At 65.1% G+C, this 24058-nt stretch carries 16 protein-coding genes and 1 tRNA gene; 6 read left to right on the forward strand and 11 right to left on the reverse strand.

Features of this window, described 5'->3' with window-relative positions:
• Nucleotides 1-20 precede the first annotated feature (20 nt).
• The 6 genes from rho to argS all read right to left on the reverse strand — a co-directional run bounded on the left by rho (nucleotide 21) and on the right by argS (nucleotide 8679).
• A complete protein-coding gene (rho, locus tag BN977_RS01315; RefSeq protein WP_036395859.1) occupies nucleotides 21-1973 on the reverse strand; it encodes a transcription termination factor Rho in 1953 nt (650 codons plus the stop codon).
• Nucleotides 1974-2278: 305 nt separating this feature from the next.
• Entirely contained in the window at nucleotides 2279-3226 is a 948-nt protein-coding gene (gene thrB, locus BN977_RS01320; RefSeq protein WP_036395860.1) for a homoserine kinase, read from the reverse strand.
• A gap of 17 nt (nucleotides 3227-3243) precedes the next feature.
• Nucleotides 3244-4314, reverse strand: a complete 1071-nt coding sequence (gene thrC / locus BN977_RS01325; protein WP_036395861.1) for a threonine synthase — start codon at nucleotides 4312-4314, stop codon at nucleotides 3244-3246.
• On the reverse strand, nucleotides 4314-5639 hold the full coding sequence (locus tag BN977_RS01330) for a homoserine dehydrogenase (protein WP_036395863.1): 1326 nt from the start codon (nucleotides 5637-5639) through the stop codon (nucleotides 4314-4316). Before BN977_RS01330 ends, thrC begins: the two co-directional genes overlap by 1 nt.
• Complete coding sequence (gene lysA, locus BN977_RS01335) at nucleotides 5636-7033, reverse strand: diaminopimelate decarboxylase (RefSeq protein WP_036395864.1); 1398 nt, start codon at nucleotides 7031-7033, stop codon at nucleotides 5636-5638. Before lysA ends, BN977_RS01330 begins: the two co-directional genes overlap by 4 nt.
• Entirely contained in the window at nucleotides 7030-8679 is a 1650-nt protein-coding gene (gene argS / locus BN977_RS01340) for an arginine--tRNA ligase (protein ID WP_036395865.1), read from the reverse strand. Before argS ends, lysA begins: the two co-directional genes overlap by 4 nt.
• 123 nt (nucleotides 8680-8802) lie before the next feature.
• On the opposite strand from argS, the gene BN977_RS01345 reads away from it, so the two are divergent.
• Nucleotides 8803-8875 (forward strand) — tRNA-Arg (locus BN977_RS01345).
• A gap of 407 nt (nucleotides 8876-9282) precedes the next feature.
• Nucleotides 9283-9462 carry an excisionase family DNA-binding protein gene (locus BN977_RS01350; RefSeq protein ID WP_036395867.1) on the forward strand — a complete coding sequence of 60 codons (180 nt, stop codon included), beginning with the start codon at nucleotides 9283-9285 and terminating at the stop codon, nucleotides 9460-9462.
• On the opposite strand, the gene BN977_RS01355 is transcribed toward BN977_RS01350, so the two are convergent.
• Both BN977_RS01355 and BN977_RS01360 read right to left on the reverse strand, forming a co-directional pair.
• Entirely contained in the window at nucleotides 9457-10824 is a 1368-nt protein-coding gene (locus BN977_RS01355; protein ID WP_036395869.1) for a hypothetical protein, read from the reverse strand. The two genes, BN977_RS01350 and BN977_RS01355, sit on opposite strands and share 6 nt — an antisense overlap.
• Before the next feature lie 419 nt (nucleotides 10825-11243).
• Nucleotides 11244-11963 (reverse strand): hypothetical protein, encoded by a 720-nt coding sequence (locus BN977_RS01360; RefSeq protein ID WP_131589993.1) that lies wholly within the window; start codon nucleotides 11961-11963, stop codon nucleotides 11244-11246.
• Nucleotides 11964-12249: 286 nt separating this feature from the next.
• On the opposite strand from BN977_RS01360, the gene BN977_RS01365 reads away from it, so the two are divergent.
• Complete coding sequence (locus tag BN977_RS01365) at nucleotides 12250-12456, forward strand: hypothetical protein (RefSeq protein WP_036395874.1); 207 nt, start codon at nucleotides 12250-12252, stop codon at nucleotides 12454-12456.
• Nucleotides 12457-12921: 465 nt separating this feature from the next.
• Nucleotides 12922-13932: a hypothetical protein gene (locus BN977_RS32595; RefSeq protein ID WP_131589995.1), complete on the forward strand. Its 1011-nt coding sequence runs from the start codon at nucleotides 12922-12924 to the stop codon at nucleotides 13930-13932.
• A gap of 686 nt (nucleotides 13933-14618) precedes the next feature.
• Here the strand turns inward: BN977_RS32595 and BN977_RS01370 are convergent.
• The gene (locus tag BN977_RS01370) at nucleotides 14619-15851 is read right to left on the reverse strand and encodes a Fic family protein (RefSeq protein ID WP_051560949.1); all 1233 of its coding nucleotides are present in this window, start codon (nucleotides 15849-15851) and stop codon (nucleotides 14619-14621) included.
• Between the two features lie 1035 nt (nucleotides 15852-16886).
• Here BN977_RS01370 and BN977_RS31670 point away from each other — a divergent pair.
• Nucleotides 16887-17741 carry a pentapeptide repeat-containing protein gene (locus BN977_RS31670; RefSeq protein ID WP_165576275.1) on the forward strand — a complete coding sequence of 285 codons (855 nt, stop codon included), beginning with the start codon at nucleotides 16887-16889 and terminating at the stop codon, nucleotides 17739-17741.
• 133 nt (nucleotides 17742-17874) lie between these two features.
• Here the strand turns inward: BN977_RS31670 and BN977_RS31265 are convergent, their stop codons facing one another.
• Nucleotides 17875-22050, reverse strand: a complete 4176-nt coding sequence (locus tag BN977_RS31265; protein ID WP_131589999.1) for a cadherin-like domain-containing protein — start codon at nucleotides 22048-22050, stop codon at nucleotides 17875-17877.
• Nucleotides 22051-22201: 151 nt separating this feature from the next.
• Nucleotides 22202-22708 carry a nitroreductase/quinone reductase family protein gene (locus BN977_RS01385; RefSeq protein ID WP_036395877.1) on the reverse strand — a complete coding sequence of 169 codons (507 nt, stop codon included), beginning with the start codon at nucleotides 22706-22708 and terminating at the stop codon, nucleotides 22202-22204.
• 44 nt (nucleotides 22709-22752) lie between these two features.
• Here BN977_RS01385 and BN977_RS01390 point away from each other — a divergent pair, with 44 nt between their 5' ends.
• On the forward strand, nucleotides 22753-23880 hold the full coding sequence (locus BN977_RS01390) for an acyltransferase family protein (protein ID WP_084172368.1): 1128 nt from the start codon (nucleotides 22753-22755) through the stop codon (nucleotides 23878-23880).
• Nucleotides 23881-24058 lie beyond the last annotated feature (178 nt).

Raw genomic sequence — 24058 nt, forward strand, 5'->3', positions numbered from 1 at the left:
AGCGCGCCGAAACCACGCGATCAGTCGTCGCCGTTGCTGCCCGGCGCGGTCTTGGAGACCTGGACCAGGAACTCGTAGTTGGTCTTGGTCTTGCGCAGCTGGCTCATCAGCAGGTCGATGGCCTGGTGGCTGTCCAGACCCGAGAGCACCCGGCGCAGCTTGTGCACGATCGCGAACTCGTCGGGACCCAGCAGCAGCTCGTCCTTACGGGTGCCGGACGGGTTGACGTCGACGGCCGGGAACACCCGGCGCTCGGCGATCTTGCGATCCAGCTTGAGCTCGGCGTTACCGGTGCCCTTGAACTCCTCGAAGATCACGGTGTCACCGGTGGAACCGGTCTCGACCATCGCGGTGGCGATGATGGTCAGCGAACCGCCGTGCTCGATATTGCGGGCGGCGCCGAGGAAACGCTTGGGCGGGTACAACGCGGTCGAGTCGACACCACCGGACAGGATGCGGCCCGACGCCGGCGAGGCGTTGTTGTAGGCGCGGCCCAGTCGGGTGATCGAGTCGAGCAGCACCACCACGTCCTTGCCCTGTTCCACCAGGCGCTTGGCGCGCTCGATGGCCAGTTCGGCGGCCTGGGTGTGGTCTGACGGCGGCCGGTCGAAGGTCGAGGCGATGACCTCACCCTTGACCGAGCGCTGCATGTCGGTGACCTCTTCGGGGCGCTCGTCGACGAGCACGACCATGAGGTGGCATTCCGGGTTGTTCTTGGTGATCGCGTTCGCGATGTCCTGCATGATCGTGGTCTTACCGGCCTTGGGCGGGGACACGATCAGCGCACGCTGACCCTTGCCGATCGGCATGATCAGGTCGATGACGCGGGTGGTCAGCTTCTCCGGAGCGGTCTCCAGACGCAGCCGCTGGTTCGGGTACAGCGGGGTGAGCTTGCCGAACTCCGGACGGTTCTTGGCCGCATCGACCGGGCCGCCGTTGACGGTGTCCAGGCGCACCAGCGGGTTGAACTTCTGCCGCGGGTTGTTGCCGCCGCCGTCGCCGTCGCGCGGAACCCGCACGGCACCGGTCACCGCGTCGCCGCGGCGCAGCCCGTTCTTGCGGACCATGTTCATCGAGACGTAGACGTCGTTCGGCCCGGCCAGGTAGCCCGAGGTGCGGACGAAGGCATAGTTGTCCAGGACGTCGAGGATGCCGGCGACCGGCTGCACGACATCGTCCTCGCGCAGCTCGGTCTCGTTACCGCCGCCCTCACCGCCGCCGGTGCGTTCGCCGCGGCGCCTGCGATCCCGGAACCGGCGACCGCGGCGGCCCTGACGGCTGTCGTCATCGTCGCCACCGCTGTTGTCGCGGTTGTTCTCGCGGTTGCTGTTGTCGCGATTGCTGTTGCGGTTCTGCTGGCCGCCCTGCTGCTGGTCACCGCCGGTGTCGCCGGCGTTGTCCGGCTTCTCCTGCCTGTCCTGACCACCGGACTTCGCATCTTCGCGCGGCTTGTTGTCCTTGGCGTCCCTGGCCGGGGCGTCCTGCTTGGCCTCGACCTTGGATTCGGTCTTGGATTCGGCCTTGGCTTCGGGCTGGGCGTCGGCCTGGGGCGCGGCGCCGTCCTGCGCCGCGTCCTGGGTCACACCCGCCGGCGCGCCGGTGCCGCGGGAGGCGCCGCGGCGCTCACGCCGGGGCCGTTCGGCCTGCGCAGGGGCGTCGCCCGCCGCGGGGGCCGCTGAGACCTCGGTGGCCTGGGTGGCCTTCGGCTGCGCGACGGGCGCGTCACCACCGCCGGCCTGGGCACGTACTTCCTTGATGGCAGAGATGAGTTCGCTCTTGCGCATGCCGGACGTGCCCTTGACACCGACCTCGCTGGCCAGTGCGCGCAGATCCGGGAGCAGCATCGACGTGAGCGAGCCGCCACGGCCACCGCGTGTGGCGCCCGTGCTGGGCGCATCGGTGGTTTCCACGACTACGGGCGGTGCGACGGTCACGTCGCTGTCGCTCGTCGTGAAGAGGTCCGTATCAGTCACGGATTTCCTTTCTGTCCTCGCAGTCCATCCGGCGCGAGGGGTCCCCGAAGGTCATGTGCAGTCAGCCGAATAGCCGATTGCGTTGTCTTCCACAGCGTCGCCGGTGCCAGTGCAACGGTGATCGCCGGGATTCGCCGTCATGCGGAGAACCGTCAGCCCAAGAGTGAAGCACGAGAAGATGAGGTAGTCGTCCTAGTGTCGGCGCAGGTAGAGACGCTGCGATTGCTGGACGACTGCGAGAATAACTCGCATCACTGCGGGAAGCAAGGAACACCATGTTTCGCGTGTTAGTCCGGGGCACCGTCTCAGGCGGTACCTGCCGACCAGCGAACGCCCGCACCCACCGACATCTCGGTGACGGCAAATCCGTTCGCGGCGCCGATCTCCAGAGCCTCCGCCGGCAGATCCACTCCGTTGGTCAGAGCTATCACTGCTGGTCCGGCGCCTGACAGCACCGCTGCGATGCTCAAACGTCGCAGTGCGGCGAGATATTCCGCCGATGCCGGCATCGCGGGCGCGCGCTGCGGTTGATGCAGCCGGTCCTCGGTGGCCTCCACGAGCAGATCCGGCCGTTTCGTGAGCGCCACCACAAGCATCGCCGCGCGGCTGAGGTTGAAGCGGGCGTCGGTGTGCGGCACCTGCTCGGGCAGCAGCACCCGGGTCTCGGCGGTCGAGGACCGGATCTCCGGAATCGCGGGGAAGAACCGGATATCGGGATGCAGGTCCAGTTGCACGGCGCCGTAGCGGGCCGGGCCGGCGTCTGCCCCGCCCTTCGTCACGGTCCATGACACCACTGCCCCGCCCAGCACCGCGGCCGCAGCGTTGTCCGGATGACCCTCGAACTCCGAGGACAGCTGGACCAGCTGATCGCGATCCAACTCCTTCGAATCGACTTGGGCGGCAAGGCCGTTGACGACTGCCAGTCCGCCGACAACGGCCGCGGCCGATGACCCTAGACCACGCGAATGCGGAATCACGTTGCGTGACTTGACCTTCAATCCACCGGCCTGCAGACCGGCGGCTTCCAGACCGCGTTTGATGGCCTGCACCACCAGATGCGACTCGTCGAGCGGCACCTGGCCGGCACCCTGTCCTTCGACGTCGATGGTGAGCCCGGATTGCGTTGTCTCGACGACGATTTCGTCATACATGCCGAGCGCGAGGCCGAGGCTGTCGAAGCCGGGGCCGAGGTTGGCGCTGGAGGCCGCCACGGTGGCCGAAGCCGTCAACCCGGCCGGGAGGATATGGGTCACCTGAGATTATCCGCTCGTCAGCCCAGGCCGAGCTTCTCGACGACGGCGATCGGGTCGACCGGCACCGGGGTGACCGGCGGCATGCCCTTGAGCGCGGTGTCGGGGTCCTTGAGGCCGTTGCCGGTGACCGTGCACACCACGGTGGACCCGCGCTTGACCCAACCGTCCTCGATCGACTTGAGCAGGCCGGCGATGCTGGCCGCCGACGCCGGTTCGACGAACACCCCCTCGGCGCGGGCCACCAGGTGATACGCCGCCAGGATCTCCTCGTCGGTGGCCGCCAGGAAGCGGCCGCCGGACTGCTGTTGGGCTTCCACGGCCGAATGCCACGATGCGGGCGAGCCGATCCGGATGGCGGTGGCGATCGTCTCGGGGTGGCTGACCGGCTGGCCGGTCACCAGCGGCGCGGCGCCGGCGGCCTGGGTGCCCAGCATCCGCGGCAGCCGGTCGCTGACGCCGTCGCGGTGGTACTCGGAGTAGCCGCGCCAGTAGGCGGTGATGTTGCCGGCGTTGCCGACGGGCAGGGAGTGCACGTCGGGTGCGGTGCCCAGCGCGTCGACGATTTCGAAGGCGGCGGTCTTCTGGCCCTCGATGCGCACCGGGTTGACCGAGTTCACCAGGGCGATGGTCGGGAAGTCCGCGGTCAGCTTGCGGGCCAGTTCCAGGCAGTCGTCGAAGTTGCCGTCGACCTGAATGATCTTGGCGCCGTGCATGACTGCCTGGGCCAGCTTGCCCATGGCGATCTTGCCCTCGGGCACCAGCACCGCGCAGGTGATACCGGCGCGCGCGGCATAGGCGGCGGCCGAGGCCGAGGTGTTACCCGTCGACGCGCACAGCACCGCCTTCTGTCCACGGGCCAACGCATCGCTGACGGCCATGGTCATGCCGCGGTCCTTGAAGGAACCGGTCGGGTTCAGGCCTTCGACCTTCAGGTGCACGGTGCAGCCGGTCTGCTCGGACAGCCGCTTGGCGTGGATCAGCGGGGTGCCACCCTCCAGCAGGGTGACCGGCGTCCACTCGTCGGTGACCGGCAGCCGATCCCGGTAGGCGGCGATCAGGCCGGGCCACGGGGTATGCACGGGTGACATTATTCTGCGGTTCCTTCCAGGCGCAGCACGCTGTTGATGCTCTCGACAGCCTCGTGATCGGCCAGGGCCGCAACGGTTTCCGACAGCGCGGCGTCGGTGGCCTTGTGCGTGACGACGACGATGCGGGCCCCGGCGCGCTGCCCTTCTTCATCGATGGTGCCCTCCTGGCGCACCTCGGCGATGCTGACCTCGCGCTTGCCGAACTCGGCGGCCACCGAGGACAGCACACCGGGCTTGTCGGCGACGTTCATGCTGACGTAGTAGCGGGTCGGGATGAAGCCGATGGGCGCGATGGGCAGCTGTGCGTACTTCGATTCGCGCGGGCCGCGCCCGCCCTGCACCCGGTTGCGCGCAGCCATCACGACATCACCCATCACCGCCGAGGCGGTCGGTGCGCCGCCCGCGCCCTGGCCGTAGAACATCAGCCGGCCGGCCGCCTCGGCCTCGACGACCACGGCGTTGAACGCGCCGTTGACGGTGGCCAGCGGATGCTCCAGCGGCACCAGCGCGGGATACACCCGCGCCGAAACTCGCTGTTGGCCTTCGTCGTTGGTCAGCCGTTCGCAGATGGCCAGCAGCTTGATATTGCAGCCGAGCGCCTTGGCCGACTCGAAGTCGGCGGCGCTGACCGTGGTGATGCCCTCGCGGTACACGTCGTCGGCGGTCACCCGGGTGTGGAAGGCGATCGAGGCCAGGATGGCGGCCTTGGCGGCGGCGTCGTAGCCCTCGACGTCGGCGGTCGGGTCGGCCTCGGCGTAGCCGAGTGCGCTGGCGTCGGCCAGCGCGCTGGCGTAGTCGGCGCCGGTGTCGTTCATGGCCGACAGGATGTAGTTCGTGGTGCCGTTGACGATGCCGGCCACCCGGCACACCGTGTCACCGGCCAGCGACTGGGTCAACGGGCGGATCACCGGAATGGCCCCGGCCACCGCCGCTTCGAAATACAGGTCGACGCGGGCCTTTTCGGCAGCCTGGGCGAGCTCGCCGGTGGACTGGGCCATCAGCGCCTTGTTCGCGGTGACAACGGACTTGCCGGTTTCCAGCGCCTTCAGGATGGCCTTGCGAGCCGGTTTCACCGGGCCCATCAGCTCCACCACGATGTCGACGTCATCGCGGGAAACCAGGGCGTCGACGTCGTCGGTGAGCAACTCGACGGGGACACCGCGGTCGGCCGAGACCTTGCGCACCCCGACGCCGCGCAGTTCCAGCGGGGCGCCGATGCGGGCGGCCAGGTCGGCGGCGCTGTCGTTGATGATGCGCACCACCTCGGTGCCCACATTGCCCAACCCCAACACCGCTACGCCGATGGGCTTGTCTTTCTTGCTCATTGGCCGCTCACCTCCAAACTCAGTAGGTCGTCGACGTTCTCTCGTCGAAGAATCAGCCGGGCCTTGCCGTCCCGGACGGCGACCACGGCAGGCCGCGTCAGCAGGTTGTACCGGCTCGACATCGAATAGCAGTAGGCGCCGGTGGCGGCGACTGCCAGCAGGTCGCCGGGGCTCAGATCATCGGACACCCAGGTGTCGCGCACGATGATATCGCCGCTCTCGCAGTGCTTTCCGACGATACGGGCCAGGGTGGCCGGGGCATCGCTGACCCGCGACACCAGCCGGGCGTCGTATTCGGCGTCGTAGAGCGCCGGGCGGATGTTGTCGCTCATACCGCCATCCACGCTGACGTAGCGGCGCTGCGCGGTCGCGCTGATCGCCACGTCCTTGACGGTGCCGACCTCGTAGAGGGTGATGGTGCCCGGACCGGCGATGGCGCGGCCCGGTTCCACCACGAGCTTGGGTGTGGGCAGACCGACGGCGGCCGATTCGTTGCGCACGATGGCCTTGAGTTTGTCGGCCAGTTCCTGCATCGGCGGCGGATCGTCGGCCGGGACGTACGAAATGCCCAGTCCCCCACCGAGGTCGATGATCGAGATCTGGGCGGTCTTGTCGACACCGAACTCGGCCACCACGTCGCGTAGCAGGCCGATGACACGACGGGCGGCCACCTCGAAACCGGCGACGTCGAATATCTGCGAACCGACGTGACAGTGCAGGCCGACCAGGCGCAGGTTGTCGGTGGCGAAGACCTTGCGCACCGCGTCCATGGCGGCGCCGCTGGCCAGCGACAGCCCGAATTTCTGGTCCTCGTGGGCGGTGGAGATGAACTCGTGGGTGTGCGCCTCCACGCCGGGGGTGACCCGCACCAGGACGTCCTGGACGATGCCGGCCGCGCCGGCGATGGCGTCCAGGCGTTCGATCTCGATCTCGGAGTCCAGCACGATGTGCCCGACGCCGGCCTGCACCGCCGTGGTGAGTTCGTCGACCGACTTGTTGTTGCCGTGCACAGTGATTCGCTCGGGCGGGAAGTCGGCGTGCAGGGCCACGGCCAGTTCGCCGCCGGTGGCCACGTCCAGCGACAGTCCCTCGGCGTTGACCCAGCGGGCGATCTCGGTGCACAGGAACGCCTTGGACGCGTAGTGCACGTACTGACCGCCGCCGAACGCCGCGGCGATATCGCGGCAGCGCGACCTGAAATCGTCCTCGTCGATGACGAACAGCGGGGTGCCGAACTGGGCGGCCAGCTCGGTGACCGAAACCCCGGCGATCGACACCACCCCGTCGTCGCCGCGAATCAGGTTGCGCGGCCACACATTCGGGGCAAGGAGCAGGATCTCGTCGGGTGTCTGCGGTTGGGCCGGCACTGCGGTGGCCGCGGTCTGGGTGCTCACATCCGCTCCGGTGCGCTGACCCCGAGGATGGCCAGACCGTTGGCGATCACCTGGCGGGTGGCCTCACACAGCGCCAGCCGGGCCGCGTTGATGTCGGTCGCGTCCTCGTCGCCCTGCGGCAGCACCCGACAGGAGTCGTAGAACCGGTGGTAGTCGCCGGCCAGGTCCTCCAGGTAGCGGCACACCCGGTGCGGCTCACGCAGATCGGCGGCGGTCTTGAGCACCCGGCCGAACTCCCCGATGCTGCGCATCAGCGTGGCCTCGCGGTCGTGGCTGAGCAGCTCCAGGTGCGCGGTGTCGGCGCTCAGGCCGAGCTCGGCGGCGTTACGGGCCAGCGCCGACAGCCGGGCGTGCGCGTATTGCACGTAGTAGACCGGGTTTTCGTTGGACGCGCTCGCCCACAGCCCCAGGTCGATATCGATGGGGCTGTTCACCGAGGACCGGATCAGCACGTACCGGGCGGCGTCCACGCCGATGGCATCGACCAGGTCGTCGAGGGTGATGACGGTGCCGGCGCGCTTGCTCATCCGGACCGGCTGGCCGTCGCGGACCAGGTTGACCATCTGCCCGATCAGCACCTCGACGGTGTCCGGATTGTCGCCGAGCGCGGCGGCGGCGGCCTTGAGCCGGGCGATGTAGCCGTGATGGTCGGCGCCCAGCATGTAGATGCACAGGTCGAAACCGCGCTGCCGCTTGTCCAGGTAGTAGGCCAGGTCGCCGGCGACATAGGCCGGGTTGCCGTCGCTCTTGATGACGACACGGTCCTTGTCGTCACCGAATTCGGTGGTGCGCAACCACGTTGCGCCGTCTTTTTCGTAGATGGCGCCGTTGTCGCGCAGCTTTGCGATGGCCTGGTCCACCCGGCCCGACGTGTGCATCGAGTCTTCGTGGGTGTAGACGTCGAAGTCGGTGCCGAATTCGTGCAGCGACTTCTTGATGTGGGTGAACATCAGGTCGACACCGATCGCCCGGAAGGTCTCCTGCTGCTCGTCGGCGGGCAGGCTCATCGCGTCGGGCGCCTTGGCCAGCACCGCTGCGGCGATGTCGTTGATGTAGGTGCCGGCGTACCCATCCTCCGGCGCGGGCTCGCCCTTGGCGGCGGCGACCAGCGAGCGGGCGAACCGGTCGATCTGCGCGCCGTGGTCGTTGAAGTAGTACTCCCGGGTGACGTCGGCGCCCTGGGTGGTCAGCAGCCGGCCCAGAGCGTCGCCGACCGCGGCCCAGCGGGTGCCGCCGATGTGGATGGGCCCGGTGGGGTTCGCCGAGACGAACTCCAGGTTGATCTTGAGCGCCAGGTCGGTGGAGTGCCCGTAGGTGGCCCCCGCACTCAGCACGTTGGTGACGACGACGCCCTGGGCGCCGGTCTCGATGCGCAGGTTGACGAAGCCCGGACCGGCCACCTCGGCGGCGGCGATGCCGTCGGCGGCGGTCAGCGCCTCGGCCAGCCAGCCGGCCAGCTCGCGGGGATTGGCGCCGACCTTCTTGCCCAGCTGAAGTGCGATGTTGGTGGCGTAGTCGCCGTGTTCGGGGTTGCGCGGGCGCTCGACGGTCACCGTGTCGGGCAGCGCGGCGGTGTCCAGGCCGTGTTCGGTCAGGACCGCGGCGGCGGTGGTCTTGAGCAGGGCAGCCAGGTCGGCGGGTGTCACAGGGGTCCATCCTATGGTCTGGGGTGGTCAGCCCCCGAATCGTTTCCGATTCCGGGCCCCGTTCCCCATGCGCTATTCTTGCTCCGCTAGTCTGACAAAGCCCTAACGGCGCAAGTTTCACGCGCCCCCGTAGCTCAGGGGATAGAGCGTCTGCCTCCGGAGCAGAAGGCCGCAGGTTCGAATCCTGCCGGGGGCACCCTCTCTACCAGCGGAAACGTCCGAAATCGGGTTATATACTTATCCGCCACCTATCCCATCGCCGCAGGCGGGCCGCCTTTCGATTGCTGGTCCAGCGCACCCGGCAAACACCGTTAGAGGCCCTATTCCTCGGTGTTTTGCATTGTCGGGCAGCACCAAGGAGAGCACCGTACACGAAGCTGTCGGACGTTTCGGCAGGTCAGAGCGTTGCGGCGCTTCGGGGCACTTCGCTCACCCGCCCAGCCCGGGAACCTGGCCTCAGTCGCCCGCCACAGAGTGGCGTGGGCAAGCCCTCAATCGGGTTGCGTAGGCATCGCTGAAGATTGGCTGACTCTTTCCGCGAGATGCAGCACCTTCCCACGCGCTGTAGAGGATTCCCCCCATTCCCCGACGCAAGCCAGCTCTGTGTTGCGGGAGCGGCACCTCATCTCCACGACCAAAGCGGCCGACTACCTGGACGCGTCCCCCGGCACGATCCGCCAGAACATTGCCGACGGCAAGGTGCGGTGCACCAAGGTCGGCCGCTTGATCAAGATCGACGCCAAAGTCCTAGAGGCATTAATCGTCACCGTTGACAACTCATGACGCGTCAGAAGGCTGATATTCGTCCGCGAACGACAGGACATGACTCATTAGTGGACTGAAAGGCGGCAACCTAAGACGTTGCGTGAAACCGGGACCAGTTTGCATGGCGTACATGCCTTCCCTGCCCTCGAACCGACCGATCAGTTCCTTTACCACCTCAACGTCCTGGGCGACTTTGGGGTTGAGAATCTTGGCGATCTTGCGTCGCAAATCCCGCATGAGCGGCTGGATGTTCTGAAGCATCGTGATGATGCTGGGATCGGAGTCCATGGCTTGCAACTCATCGCGTTTGAGCCACGGCTTCGTCCAAGATCTCTTAGTGAATTCGAGCAGATCCTCGCGCGCCACATCGAGGGTGACCTCCGGCTCACCGTGTAGGCGGGCCGTGAAACTGTACTTGAATGCGTTGATACTCACGTGCTGGAACACCGCACCCTGCACTCGTAGCCACCGGTAGTCGGAGGACGTGTTTTTCAGATCTTTAAACAACTTTCGGATCGACCGCGTTTGCCCAGCGAACCGCCCAAACGTCCGCACGGCCCTTCTGACCGTTTGTACCTCCTGTATATGCAGAGCGTTGGTGAACGAAATCAGGGCTGACCGCAAGAGACGCCTGCGCTCATCCATCGCATTCCAGTCAGTCAGTGACAGCTGGCGATTCTGAAGATCAGTCAGCGTACCGGCTAGCACGTCGCACAGCCGGTCGCATTCATCCGAAATATGTACGTAAAGACTGTCTTCCAGCATTTTGTCCAGAGCTTTGTAAGCATCCGAGTAGCGCTTGTTCTCGTCCTCGGTGAACGAACACACCTTCGTAAAGATGATCCCGACATCAGGATGACTGGGGTCGCGGTAGCCGAGGATGGCTCCGTACGGGTCTGCCGCCGCGGCGGCATCTTCCGCGTCCATTTCAGCCATCCGGTGTGCAGCGGCGTCTAATGCTGCGGTAAAAGTCGCCCCTATCAGCGCGCTACGCTGCCTGACTTGTTCGGCGGTGGGCATCACTTCGGTGAGCCACCGCTCGCCCTCCTGCCGAATGCCTTCGAGAGCTCCACGCAAAGATCGCTGCGCGACAGCACGCGTTACACGGTCTCTGGCGTCGGGAGTCTCGTAGTAATCCCCTGTCGCGGAGCTCATCGCCTGTGCGAGGGTTCGAAAAGTTTCGACGATGATTAGCATCGCCGGACTTGTCGGAGATGGGGCGGTATCCGGCGATACTCCGCTTCGATATGCCTCCATAGCGTTCTCAAGAAAGTCGAACGGGTCGTCACCTTCGATGTCATTCAGCGTGGAGATGAAATCTGTGAGCCGAGCTAGCCAGAGCCTAAGAATCTCAGCATCGTTGTTGCCTTCGCCGTTCATGTGCCTGTCTTCACTCCCCGTTTCGCGGTCTTATCGGATGTAGCTGGCCACCTGAGCTGGGTGCGCAACCGATTAGCGTCCCATGAGAGGCTGACAAAGTGCAGGACACTTCGGCGCGCGTCGCCAAACCCACCGCCAAACGCGATGCCGGGTGTTCAACCCAATCGACTCCCACCCACGGCGGGACATCTGGGTCTGCTGCGCAAATAGGTGACCTATTCACGCAGCAGATCCCCGCACGCTCCGAAGCGGGGCCGTGGGGAAGGCTGCGGCCGAACTTGCGATGCCGAACCGTTCCTAGCCGACTCGCTGGCTGCGCCAGTTCATCAGTGACTGGTTAGAAGAGTTCCGCCGGATGCTTTGGTTGCAGGGCGGGTTTGGGCCTCGGTGTCCCGTTGGTAGGGGTGGAGACGGTCGGCTCAGGGTCGATGACGGCGGTAGGTTTCGACTTGCTCCCAGTGGTCACGTTCCCACCGATACGATGCGGTGATGCCGTCGTAGTAAACCGGCAGCGTTACGAAGTCCTCATCATTCTCTCGGCGCACGTCGTATTGCACCTTCTTGCCGTTGACAACGAAGACGAGTCTGAGAAACCAGGCTCGCGGATGAGTCGAGTGGGCAATCACACGGAAGATCGCCGTCTCGCCTTGACGGATCTCGTAGCGAAATGGGATGGATGGAGCGCCAGGATTGTCGCCGCCGCGACAGTCGATGCTTTCTTCGTCTAGCGACACGCTGAGAAAGCTGCCCGTGGTCGGCCCGCCAGCAGGTGGCGGAACGACGGCAATGCCGCGCGTTTCCTCGATGCCTTCGTACACAACCGGCTTGCCGCCGATCAGCGCGACTGTCGCATTTAGCGATTGAACTGCAAACTCGAAAGCGGTCGAGCCGAGTACGTAGCCATTGTTCTTGACGACCCACCGGTGCGGCTTGGTGTAGATCAGCCTGTCTGGGTTGCCAGAAAGCTGTGTCAGCTGTTCCGGCGTGTCCACGGGGAAGAAGAAACTCCTCACCCCGCTTTCGTCCACATTGGCACTAAACGTGTCGTAGTCCTCGTTGACAGTTACTGCCACACGCGAGCGACGCAGGTAAGCCAGCCCTGCCTTTCCCGCTAGTTCGACTGCGCCGAATGGGTTCATACCGCCCATCGTCTCATCCGTGGCTGACATTCCGTTCGTCCAGAACCGAGCGAGCCCTTGATAAACCCGGCAATGGATCGTCGCGGCAGGCTCATCGTATTGAGTCGCTGCGCCGGTAGCGGCCGAAATTCAACGGATTATGGCAGTTACTCCTCAGTTACGTTGGCAGGCAGCCTATTTGGCGATACCACATTGCGGCGCGGCGTAGGTTAGTCCGCTATGGTCGATGTTGCCGCAGGTCAGCGGAGTTTCAGCCCGGGTCGCGGGACTTAAGCGGAGAAAGGAAATGACTGCACCCACTGAACAGCTCTACGACCTCGCCGAAGTAGTGAAACTAGCCCACGAGCGCGACCTGAGACCCATCACTGAGAACTCGGTAATCACGGCGGGTTACTCCGGCGCCAAGCCCCAGAAACGCACAAAGATCGACGAACGCATCTATTACGCCCACGGCGGTGTTGAGGCATGGCTTGCCGGCTACAAACTCAACTAGTGGCCGAGATAAAGAAACGTGACCCGCTCGAACCTTGGCCAGAGCCAACGGGTCACGCTGCAAACAGGAAGTACCTAACCACAAAACCAACAGCCCCGGCGGCAGTATGTCGATCCGACCACCTACCCGCGCGAGCCTGACAACCAGGGCCACGCGGCACACGACTCCAGGCCCACGCAGGCGGGCAGAGCAGCGCGGTGGCCAGGTGCGGCCCCGTCCCGTCAGATGGCCCACGGTTCACGTCACAGGAGAGGACGCCATTGCTGCCGCCAATGCCGCGAACCGGGCCATTGGAGCCCTGCCTGAGCCACGAGCCCTTCGTCTCCCCGAAAGCGGTACCGCGACCGTAGACGGCAGATCCTAAATCTGCGGTTCTCCGATATATTACCAGTATAGACGTGTCTTGACCTTGGCCGGCTACCTACGCGCTAACTATCCGCACGCGTGGTTCGTTAGCATTTGAATGTGGGCAGAATTAAGCGGCGCTGGAGCGAGATCGAGGCTGCACTTGGCTTCAATCGCTGGACACTGGTCGTACTCGGCCTAATGTTCGTCGCAGGAGTCGTTCTCTGCGTATCACTTTGGCTCACGGACGTAGGAATCGGCTTTTCAGAACCGTACTTCATCACCCGCTACAACGGGCAGTGGCTGCGCGATCACGCCTACGTTCCTAACATCCTCGCCGGATTCACGGGATTCTTAGTCGGAGTACCGGTTGCGCTGGTGGTACTTCAAAGCATCATCGGACGGCGAGAGGACAACGTCGAGCTAGCTAAAGCCAAGCGGGTATCGGCAGCCGCTTGGACTGAGTTTCGTAGTGCAGCACTCGAATACGCGTCTTCGACCAGACGGAATGCGCTACTCAACGAAGCTCCGACCGACGTTTACCCGCTCTATGAGGAAATCTTCAACAGACTCAAGGCATACCGTGGCGACAAGCCGTTTGCGCCTCAAACTCAAGAAGAATACGACGCGCTCATCGCGTTTCTGAAAGACAAAGAGCCCAAATTCAGGAACGCAATCGACTCCGTCACAAGAAAAGTCGGCAACATCGATGAATTGCTGAAGTTGTGGTCACGTGTACTCTCGACGTGGTCTGTTGTAAATGTGTATGTACGCTCTCGCAGACTTGAGTTTGGCCTGCCGTGGTTCAGCGATGACGAAAACTCGTTGCTTGTATCAACGCTATCGACATCGGAAAGTCCGCTGTCCGATTTCTCACACGTTCATAACGGTTTTGGACACAGGCCCCCAGTAAGTATGGACATGACACACACCTGGTTACGCAGTTACCTCGCATGGGATAAGGACAAGGTTGATCGAACTCTGCAGTCAGACGACCAGGCCTTTGGCCACAAGGGTGTCAGCGAATATCGGGAACGCGCCCAGGAAGCTGGATCGTTCCTCAACAGGCTTCAGTCGGCAATCAAGAAGATCGACGAACAGGGCTGGCCTGATTCCTCGCCAAACGACTAGAGCTAAGCGATACTCCCCTTGCAGCGGGTTCCGGCCGGGCCTTCTCGGCCGCAGCAGCGGGCTCAGCCTGAGCATTCGCGCTTAGGTTCGCGGCAACGACAACGCCCGAACCGTCTTGGCTGTGCTGATAGCGCAAAGCGGCGTCGACGGTCTTGTGACCTAGACGCGCCATGTTCTCGGTTAGTGTCGCTACCTGAGCGTTCTGACTGCGGCTCAGCGGGTGGTGCCGGATCAGTTATCGGTGGGGCGCCAATCGATAGGACTATGTAACCGCTCCGTCGGCAAAGACAGTTCGGCCGTACCTCCGGCCGGGGCCGAACAACTCCAGGCGGAGGGTGTGGTTCGCGTATCGCTTGGCCTGAATGCAGCCTGCTCGCAGGCGGATACGTCGAAGTTGATCGCCCGACTTCTGGGGCGTCCTGGTCGTGTCGCAGCTGACGCGCAGCAATCCACGCGGCCCACGCCGAGAAGACGCCGGCGATGGCAACAAAGCGCGATGCTCCAGTGCTAGACGGTGCCACGGTCCACGGTCCACGGTCCACGGTCCACGGTCCACGGCGACACCCGAATCACGGCCGGGCGACGCGCTCATCTGCGACCCGCGGCGCTGTGCTTGCTACTGCCGCACATACGCCGCCGCGCCGGTGTGACGGGCACCGCCCGCCGACACCACCGCGACACCGGGCTCAAGAGGCCTCGGCGGTTGTCTCGGGCTCCATCAGGAAGCGGAACGAGCCGTCGAGCTTGGGCAGGAACGCGTCCATGGTCTCGATCCGAGAGCGGTACCCGACCTTGGGGTTGCCTTCCACCAGGTTCAGCTCGATGAGCTTGTTGAGGTCGTGGGACAGCGTCCGGTCACCCTTGCCGACGTACATCTCGACCAGTTCCGTTGTCAGACGGCGGATGTCCGAGCGCTTGGTTTGTTGATCCTCGCGCAGCGCCAGCACCAGCGACCGCCGCCGCTTGCTGGTGTCGCCCTGCGTCTCCCGCTGGAAAACCTCATGGACGTAGTTGATCCACGCCGTGTGTCGCTGTAGGCGCTGCACGTCAGTGATCTGCTCGCGTAGCAGGTCCACGAAGCCCTCGGCGGCGTAAAAGAGGAACTTGGTCACGTTCTCCTCAGACCGCCTCGCCTGGTCGAGACGTTGGTAGTAGCGGGAGCGAGTTCGGTTGTAATGGTCGGACAGCAATGCGCACGAAACCCATGGCGCGAGTTGGGTGTGTGCCAGAATGGCGGCCTCCAGCGCGCGCGCCGTGCGGCCGTTGCCATCGCCGAACGGGTGTATCCAGGCGATGTAGAGATGGGCCAACGTGGCAGCGAAGAATGCCTGCATGAAACGGTCGTCGTCGCGTGCGTCGGACTGCGCGAACACGATCATCTCGTTCAGCCAGTCACACAGCTTCTGTAGGCAATGCTCAACGTCGGCTGGGTTTACGGGTCGATAAGTGCCATCGCCGACCGTTAGCTGAGTGGTGGTGAACTCGCCGGGCTCAACGTGGTCTTCGCACTCGATGCCTTCCAGTAGTTGGTAATTGACCGCCCGCAGCCATTCGGGTGTTAATCGCCAAGGCTTTTCGGTGCCCACCTCGTCGTAGATGACATCCAGCAGAGACAGGATGTTTTCGATCTCCTGCTTCATGTACGCCTGTGATCGCGGTATGTCACTGCGCTTGTCGGCAATGTCCTGCACCTGGCTCTCGGTGAGCGTGTTGCCCTCGATTGCCGCCGTGGCCTGGGCTCCCTTGATCAGGTACATGCGGCCGAGGCTGGCCGCCAGCATGGGGGGCAGCGGAGTACCAACCAGGTGCTGGCACTTGGAGAACGCCTCACCCACCTTGTAGCTCAGCGTGCAGTAGGTCGTCGGCGCTTTGAAGGTAAGGAAAGGGTGGGTGTCTTGGTATGTGCGGCGAGGCTCCACGCTGCGACGATATCGAAGTTCACCGACATTTGTCCGTCACAGCGCCGTGTGTCGCGCCGGACTAGCGCCAGGGCCACGCTACGCGCCCACGGGTTGCTCATCAGGAGCACCCGGCCTCCACCGACGGCGGGGATCGCCGGTCGCCCGGTGCATGCAGCGACGCGCCCGGCGGCGTGTCGATGGTGACGCGAGCGCCTGCGGCGTGCACCAGCACGTCGTGTGCGACGCCGACGGCGGTTCACGAGTCGGGCTGGCGCAGTGCGGCCTACCAGACACCGCGTGCTGCTCAAGGTTCGGCAGTCGCCCCGCGATCCGACCTCCAGCGCCGCCGAGCCACGCGCCGGCGCGTCGCGTCGATGTGAACAGATCCCTTCGGCGGCCAGCAGGCTTCACCGGGCGACCGAGGTACGCGCGCGCTCTAACGCCCCGCGACCACGCTTATATAGGTCTCGCGGGCGGGAAAATCCATGGACGGCGATTTCGGACGCGTCCACGTCGGCTGCGCTGCACCACCTTGCCTCCACTGGTCCTGGTCATCGGTCGGATTAGTCCGCAATGAGGGCCATTGCAGCCGAAATCAAGGCAGTAACCGGGACCAAACACTATAATTGTTGAGCGGTGCACGACGATTGCCAGGATAACGACCGATCCCAGATATTCGATACATTCGAACTTATGCCGGTTTACCATTTGCAAATGAGAAGGTCAACTTCGCCACGAATTATCGGCACCGTCCTCGTGGCGGCAGCGGGTGTCAGCCTCTGGGGATTGACGCCGGTCTGGGGCGCACCGAGAGCGGTATCTTTCGCAGTTCTCCTCCTGTTCGCGGCATTACTCTCAATGGCGAACGCAACAGTCCTCGATGACCAGCAACCGATACCGAAAGCCCACGATGACTCGCACAAAGGCGAAGGACTCCGAGCGTGGTACGTCCTTTCCTGTTCTGTCGCAGCGATAACAGGCATCTCGTTGGTGACACTAGTAGTTTCCACACTGCACTGGGACTGGATATCCGCGAGAACAGGTGGTGTACTCGTGCCTCTTGGCGTAACGCTGGCGGCCGCGATTGCCTCAGCAGGCGCGGCCCGAACACTGATGGCTCAAAGTGCAATTGCTGCGCGATATCGTTTCGAGGACGCCGAGCGACTGCTCTGGGCAAGATTCGACAAAGCTTCAGAACAACTGGCCAACGAGCACTACGCAGTTCGTGCCGCAGGAGTCTATTCACTCGCAGGTTTGGGCGACGATTGGATCCGTCACAACGAACGTTTAAAACTCATTAAGGCAGATGGCCCACAACGACACTGCGTCACAGATGAATGCGAAACGATTATCGAGATTCTCGGCGCATACCTTCGCAGTAATCGACACCTTAACAAGAAGCTCAACAAAGTCGAGAAATGCGAGGAGATCATCGTAAACGAAGCGATAATCACCCAGATCGCCGCGCATTTTGAATTGAATGGTGCCGCAGCTGACAATCCACCCCCGGAACGAAAAGGATTGTGGGCGCGGCGGGGAATTCAGATCGACCTGCGGAACGCAGACCTCCGTGACGTCGTGTGGCAGCATGTCGACCTGCACCGCGCTGTGCTGTTCGGCGCGAATCTGTACAACGCAGACTTAGAAGGAGCCGATCTCACAAGCGCAAACCTCTGCGGAGCAGACTTAAGAAGGACGTGCATGCACCGTGCAAAGCTGGATGGCGCAGACCTCGAGGAGGTGACGCACGACCCGGATCGCACGCAATGGCCGTCGGTGCCGTTCGCGCTCCCGCTATCGGCACGTGTTGACGCCAGCGAGCTTCCGCCAGTCGACCGAGACACTCCGCCGAACAAACTGCTCACGTGGTTGAAGCGCGGTGTACCACAACTTTTAAATGGTGCCTGATGCTAGGACATGATGGGGGATTCACGATTCCGGTTTCATCGATGGACGTGGCGCTCGGATCAGCGCTCCCGCCAAATCTTGTGGCGTGCCCAGTTGCCCCAGGACCAGACCAGCGCATTCTGACGAATGAGGGCTACAACAGCGGATCCGCGCCAACCGCGTTCTCCGCAATCACGGCGGCCACCACGTCCCAGGCCGGCTTGGGCGTCCAATCCTCACGCAACAACCCGAACGTGTCCTGCACCGGATCGCCGGACTCGTAGTCGGCGAAGGTGTGGATGAACGCCGGGCCGGCGAAGTCCAGGGTGCGCCAGGTGCGCAGGAAGTCGCCGATGTAGGCGGCCTGCACCTCCTCGGACACATCCGACGTCGGCTCGCCGTACTCGGTGGCCCAGATCTTCTTGTTGCCGTCACCGTTGGCGGCCATCACCGCGTGCAACTGCTGAGCCTGGGTGAACGGCACACCCGCGTGGCCGTCGCCGGCCGAGAACAGCACCGAGTACAGATAGGGGTGATACGCCAGCGCGTCGAAGTACCCGGCCGCGCCCGCGGCGTACATCTGGGACAGGAACGTCACCGGGTTGATCGCCGGCCCGCCAGGGGTTTCCATCACCGCGGCCACCGAGCCGGCGACCACGACGGCGTTCGGGTCGGCCTTCTTGATGGCGGTGTAGGCCACCTTGAGCAGCGCGGTGTAGCGCGCCGCGTTCGGGGTGGGTGCCCAGAACCCGTTGTAGTTGGGCTCGTTCCACACCTCGTAGTCGGTGATCTGGCCCTCGTAATGCTGCGCGACCGCGGTGACGAAGTCGCCGAAGGCCACCAGGTCCGCCGGCTCGCCGGCATAGTCGGGCTGCCCGGGTACCGCCGCCCATTGCGGGGTGGAGTTGATCGCCGCGAGCACCTTGATGTCATGGGCGTTGGCGCTGGTGATCATCCGGTCCACGGCGTCCCAGTCGAATTGGTTGTCCGCCGGTTCGACACCGCCCCAGGGCAGCATGATCCGGATGGTGCCGACACCGGCGCTCTTCAACAGCTCCATGGCCTTGTCGGTGTCGGTCTGGGAGTAGAAGTACATCTGCTGGGTGGTGACGGCCACCGTGGTGGCGTGTTGGTCGATCGCCGCGGCCGACGGCGGCACGATGGTGACTTCCACGGTGGCCGTGGTGGTTCCGCCGAAGGCGTCACTGATGTTGACGGTGAAGCTGTCGGTGTCCTCGTTCTCGGTCACCAGTGCGCGGTAACGCGCGTCCACGTCGGGGGTGTAGGTGAACCGTCCGGTGGAGGTCACCTTGACCTGTCCGTAGGCCGGCCCGGTGGCCAGGCTGTAGGTCAGGGTGTCGTCGTCGGGGTCGTCGGCACTGACGATGCCGGTGACCGTGCCGATAGCGGTCGACGTGTCCGTGGTGGTGCCGTGGCCGTCGACCGGTGCGGCGTTGGTGGTCGGGTTCGGGGCGATGGTCACCTTGACCGGAGTGGTTGTGCTGCCGCCGAATCCGTCGCTCACCGTGATGGTCACGGTTTCGGTCTTGGTGGCCGAGGTGGCGGCGGGCTTGGACGCCGCCAGCCGGGCCGCCGCGGTCGGGGTGTAGGTGAACGAGCCGTCGGGGTTGATGACGATCGAGCCCTTGGTCGTCTTGCCCGCCGTGTAGGTCAGCGTGTCCCCGTCGGCGTCCGTCGCGGTGACGGAACCGGCGACCACCCCCGACCGGGGGTCGGTACTCGTCACAGTCGCTTTGGCTCCAGTGGGTTTGATGTTGGCGGCCCCGATCCGCACGTTCACCGTGACGGGCACAACGCCGCCGTGACCGTCGTCGACGGTGACGGTGAACGTGTCCATCCTGGCGTCGTGGCTGGCGCCTGGGGTGAGCGCGGCCGCCCGCGCGTCGGCCGTCGGTGTGTAGGTGAACGCGCCGGCCGAGGTCATCGTGACCGTTCCCTTGGTGGGCCCGCTGCTCACCGTGTAGGTGCGCTTGTCGTTGTTGGCGTCGGAGGCGGTGACGCTGCCCTTGACGACACCGGTGGTGGTGCTCGGATTCCCGATGCTCGTCTTCACGGTCGGGACCGCGTTGAGCGGGTCGATCGTCAGCGGGATCGTGGTGGTCACCGTGCCGTACCGGCCGTCGGACACCGTGACGGTGAACGAGTCGGTGACCGTGGCGCCGGGCACGGCCGCGGCATGCCGGGCGGCGGCGGTCGGGGTGTAGGTGTAGGTCCCGTCGGGCTTGAGCACCAACGTGCCCTTGGTCGGCTTGGTGTTCACGACATAGGTCAGCGGGTCGCCGTCGAAGTCCACCACGCCGACCTTGCCGCTGAGCGCACCTGTGGCCGGATTGCTCACCACCGCAACCGGATCGCTGGAGAACGGGGCGGTGTTCGGCGGTACCAGCGACACCACGCGGACGACCCCGTTGGTCGGGTCGGTCACCCACATCTGGGTGCCGTCGGCGCTGAGCGCGACACCGGATTGCGGTGCGGTCGCGTCGGCGCCGACGCTCGTGACGCCCAACACCGAGCCGTCGGTGGTGCGCAACGCCACCACCAGCCCGGTGCTGGAGGTGAGCATGATTGCGCTGTTGTCCTTGGTCAGGGCGATACCGGACAGCGGCTGCCCGAAATTCAGCGTTCCGGCGATGCCCTGCGTGAGGTCGAGGAGGGTGACTCCACCGGCGTTGTCGGCGACGTAGAGCTTCTGGAAGGTCGGGTCGACCGCGAGTCCGACGGGTTTGCCTGCGATGTCGACGATGCTGGAGGCGGCGGACGCACCGGAAGAGAAGTACGAGATGTTCCCACCGCCAGCGGATGTCGCGCTGACCACGAAGATCAGCTTCCCGTCGGGGCGCACCGCGAACTGGGTGGGCACCATGCCGTCGGCGAGCTTCACCGTGCCGGCCACCTTGTTGGTCGAGGTGCTGATCTTGGTGACCGTTGCGGCGGTACCGTTGCCGACGTAGACCGTGCTGCCGCTGGGGTTCACCGTGATCGCGGTCGGATTGGCCACGGCCACCGTGGCTTTCAACACACCGGTCTTGGCGTCGAGCACCGTCACGGTGTTGCCGGTCGAGCTCGAGACGTACAGCCGGGATCCGTCGCGTTTGATCGCGATGCCGTCGGGCGCGGTACCGGCCTGGTAGACGGCGACGACGGCGTTCTTGGTGGTGTCGAAGACGGTGACCGTACCGGTGGTGCGGTCGGTGACGTAGGCCCGGCTACCCGAGGTGACCACCGCACTGGGATCGGTGATACCGCCGAGGGCGGCCGCGCTGAAGAACGGGGACGGGCTGACCGGGATGTCCACCGGCACCGGGACGGTGTTGACCCCGTCGGTCACGGTGAGCGTCATCCTGATGGTGTCGTCGGTGGGCGTCAGCGATGCGCTGAACCGCTGCGCCGTGGTGGGCGTGTAGGTGAGCGTCGCGGTCTTGGCGTTGTACACCAGGGCGCCGTCGGCCGGCGGGCTCGCCAGTCCGACCGCCACCTTCTTGCCTTCGGGGTCGGTGGCGGTCAGCTTGCCCACCACCACACCCGTGGTGGCATCGGGTCGGCCCCAGCTGACGGTCGCGACCGGTTGCTCATTGACCACGGGCGCGGCCAGGGCTTGGGCGCCGACTTGACTGGTCTGCCCGATCTGGCGGCGGGCCGCGGCCAACATCACCCAGGACAGCGGTGACTGCGCCGACCCTCCGGACAGCATGGACAGGAACGACGACAGCACCGGGCGGATGGCAGCGGTGAGCAGCTTGCCGATCGTCTGGACCGGATTGGTGACGGCCGGTTTCGGCGATGGCGGAGTGACCGCCAGCGGAACCGTCGTGGTGGACCATTGCGTCACCGCGACCGATGCGGTGGCCTTGGGAGCCGGATCGGCATCGACGGCGGCAGCGGCGGTCGTGGACTGGGTGCGCGCGTGCGGCGCGGGGTCGGTGGTCTGAGTCTGAGCGGCCTCGGTGACGCGGGCCTTGGGCTTGGCCGTCGGTTTCTTCTTCTTGGGCTTGGGTGCCTCGGATTGGTCGGACCCCGAAGGGGTTTCGCCTGAGGTTGTTTTTGTGGGCTCCGGTGCGGCGGTGTCGGGGCCGGTGGTCGGGGGCGTGTCGATGTCGGGTTTCATGCCACCGGTGGTGTCCGGCGCGGTCCCGGTATGCGTTTCGGCGCCGGTCGAGGTGCCGGTGGACGTGCCCGTCGACGTGGCGGTGCCGGTGTCCTCCGGCGTCGCCCAGACCAGGCCGGCCGGTGCGGCGACCGCCGAACCGATGCCGAGCGCCACGGCCAGCGCACCGACCCGGCCGACGTACTTTGCGGACCGCAGTGGCATGGCGTCCCCCTCACCCATCAGTGATCTACTGCTGAGCGCGAGCTTCGGTTTAACTGTGCGGAACGGCAGTAATTGACGGGAGTGTATGCGGCGCGCGCCACCGCCGCGAGGGAGTTCGGAAATTATTTGCTGCGCACCTGGAATCCACGGGCTATCCCGGGCGCGGCGTCAGCCGGAACACCGGGATGTGACGGCCCGACCGCATGGTCTTGGCCCGGTAGTCCGCATAGCCGGCGTACGCCTTCTCGGCCAGGGCGTACACCCGCTCATACTCGTCGGGGTCGGTGATCTCGCGGGCAATGAATTTCTCGTCGCCGAACTCACACTCGGGGTGGGCCTTGAGATTGTGGTACCACTGCGGGTTGCGCCGGCCGCCGAAATTCGAGGCGACCAGGATCGGGTGGCCGTCGTCGTGGAAGTAGGCCAGCTGGTGCACCCGCGGCCGCCCCGACTTGGCGCCGATCGATCTCAGGGGCGCCTGCTCCACCGCGCCCGCCAGCGATGTGTAGCTGCGGCCGGTGAGCCGGAAGAACCAGGGGTCGATGTGGCGTGCGACGTGCCGGGCGAAGGCTTGACCGGGTGCCGAGCGCCCGAACGCCTCGGCGAGGGCGAACAGCGGGCCGTGCTTCTTGTGTGGATCGGCGTAAGGCAGCGGCATAACGTCCGGAGTACCCGCCGAAAAAGTTAGCTACACTCGAAGAAATGACTGCGGGCCCGTCGACACAGCTGCGCGGACCCGCCAACGCGCCGGCCCGCGACTCGGCATCGCGTCAGGCCTCCCTCACCGGGCTGCGCGCCCTGGCCGCGCTCATGGTGGTCGGCACACATGCCTCCTTCGCCTCCGGGGCGCTGAGCCTCGGTTACCTCGGCTCCCTGCTGGGCCATCTGGACATCGGCGTGCCGATCTTCTTCGCGCTGTCGGGTTTCCTGCTGTTCCGACCCTGGGTGGACGCGGCGCGCCGGGGTACCGCGGCGCCGCGGCTGCCCCGTTATGCGCAGGCCAGGATCCGCCGGATCATGCCGGGGTATGTCGCGGCGGTGTTGTTCACCTACGTCGTCTACCTCTACTTCACCCCGGGACCGAACCCCGGCCAGACCTGGCAGGGCTTGCTGCGGCATCTCACCCTGACGCAGATCTACACCGACAACTACCTGGTGACCTATCTGCACCCGGGGTTGTCGCAGATGTGGAGCCTGGCGGTGGAGGCATCGTTCTACGCCGCCCTGCCGCTGCTGGCGTACCTGTTGCTGGGCCGGGGCCGGCGACCCGCCGCGCTGTTGACCGGCCTGGCCGCCCTCGCCGCTGTCGCGCCGGTGTGGCTGGCGGTGGTAGTGCACACCGATTGGTTGCCGAATTCGGCCGGGATGTGGCTCCCCGCCCATCTGGCCGCGTTTGCCGGCGGAATGGCGCTGGCCGTGCTGCAGCAGACCGGGTTCCGGGTCCGGGCCGGGGTGGCACTCCCGGTCGCGACGCTCGGCTACCTGACGGTGGCCACCGCGGTCGGCGACAACCCGTGCATGCGGGCGGTGCTGTACGCGGGCATCGCCATGGCCGTTTTGGCCCCGCTCGCACTGGGCGACTCAGGCGCGTGGACGCGGTTCCTCGGCAGCCGGCCCATGGTGTGGCTCGGTGGCATCTCCTACGAGATCTTTCTGCTCCATGTGGCGATGATGGCAATCACCATGCACCTCGTTCTCGGCTGGCCGCTGTTCACCGGATCGACGATCGTGCTCGCCGTGGTGACGCTGGCGCTCACGGTGCCGTTGGCCTGGCTGCTGCGCGAGGTGACGGCGGCTCGCCCGCCTGCCGCCGTACCCGAAAGCCGTTGAACCACAACAACCGCCGGGATGCCCCGCCGCAGCGCTGAAATCCTTGCAACCCGAAACATTCCGGCCGCTTCGCGAAAAGTCGCGTCAGCACAGCGAAATCGTTCACCAGCAATGCCTCGTCCGACCGCCGGACGCACGCCCACCTGCGTCTTCGACGAAGTGATCCTGCGGTTCAGCA

It is taken from the genome of Mycolicibacterium cosmeticum (assembly GCF_000613185.1).
Lineage (GTDB): Bacteria > Actinomycetota > Actinomycetes > Mycobacteriales > Mycobacteriaceae > Mycobacterium > Mycobacterium cosmeticum.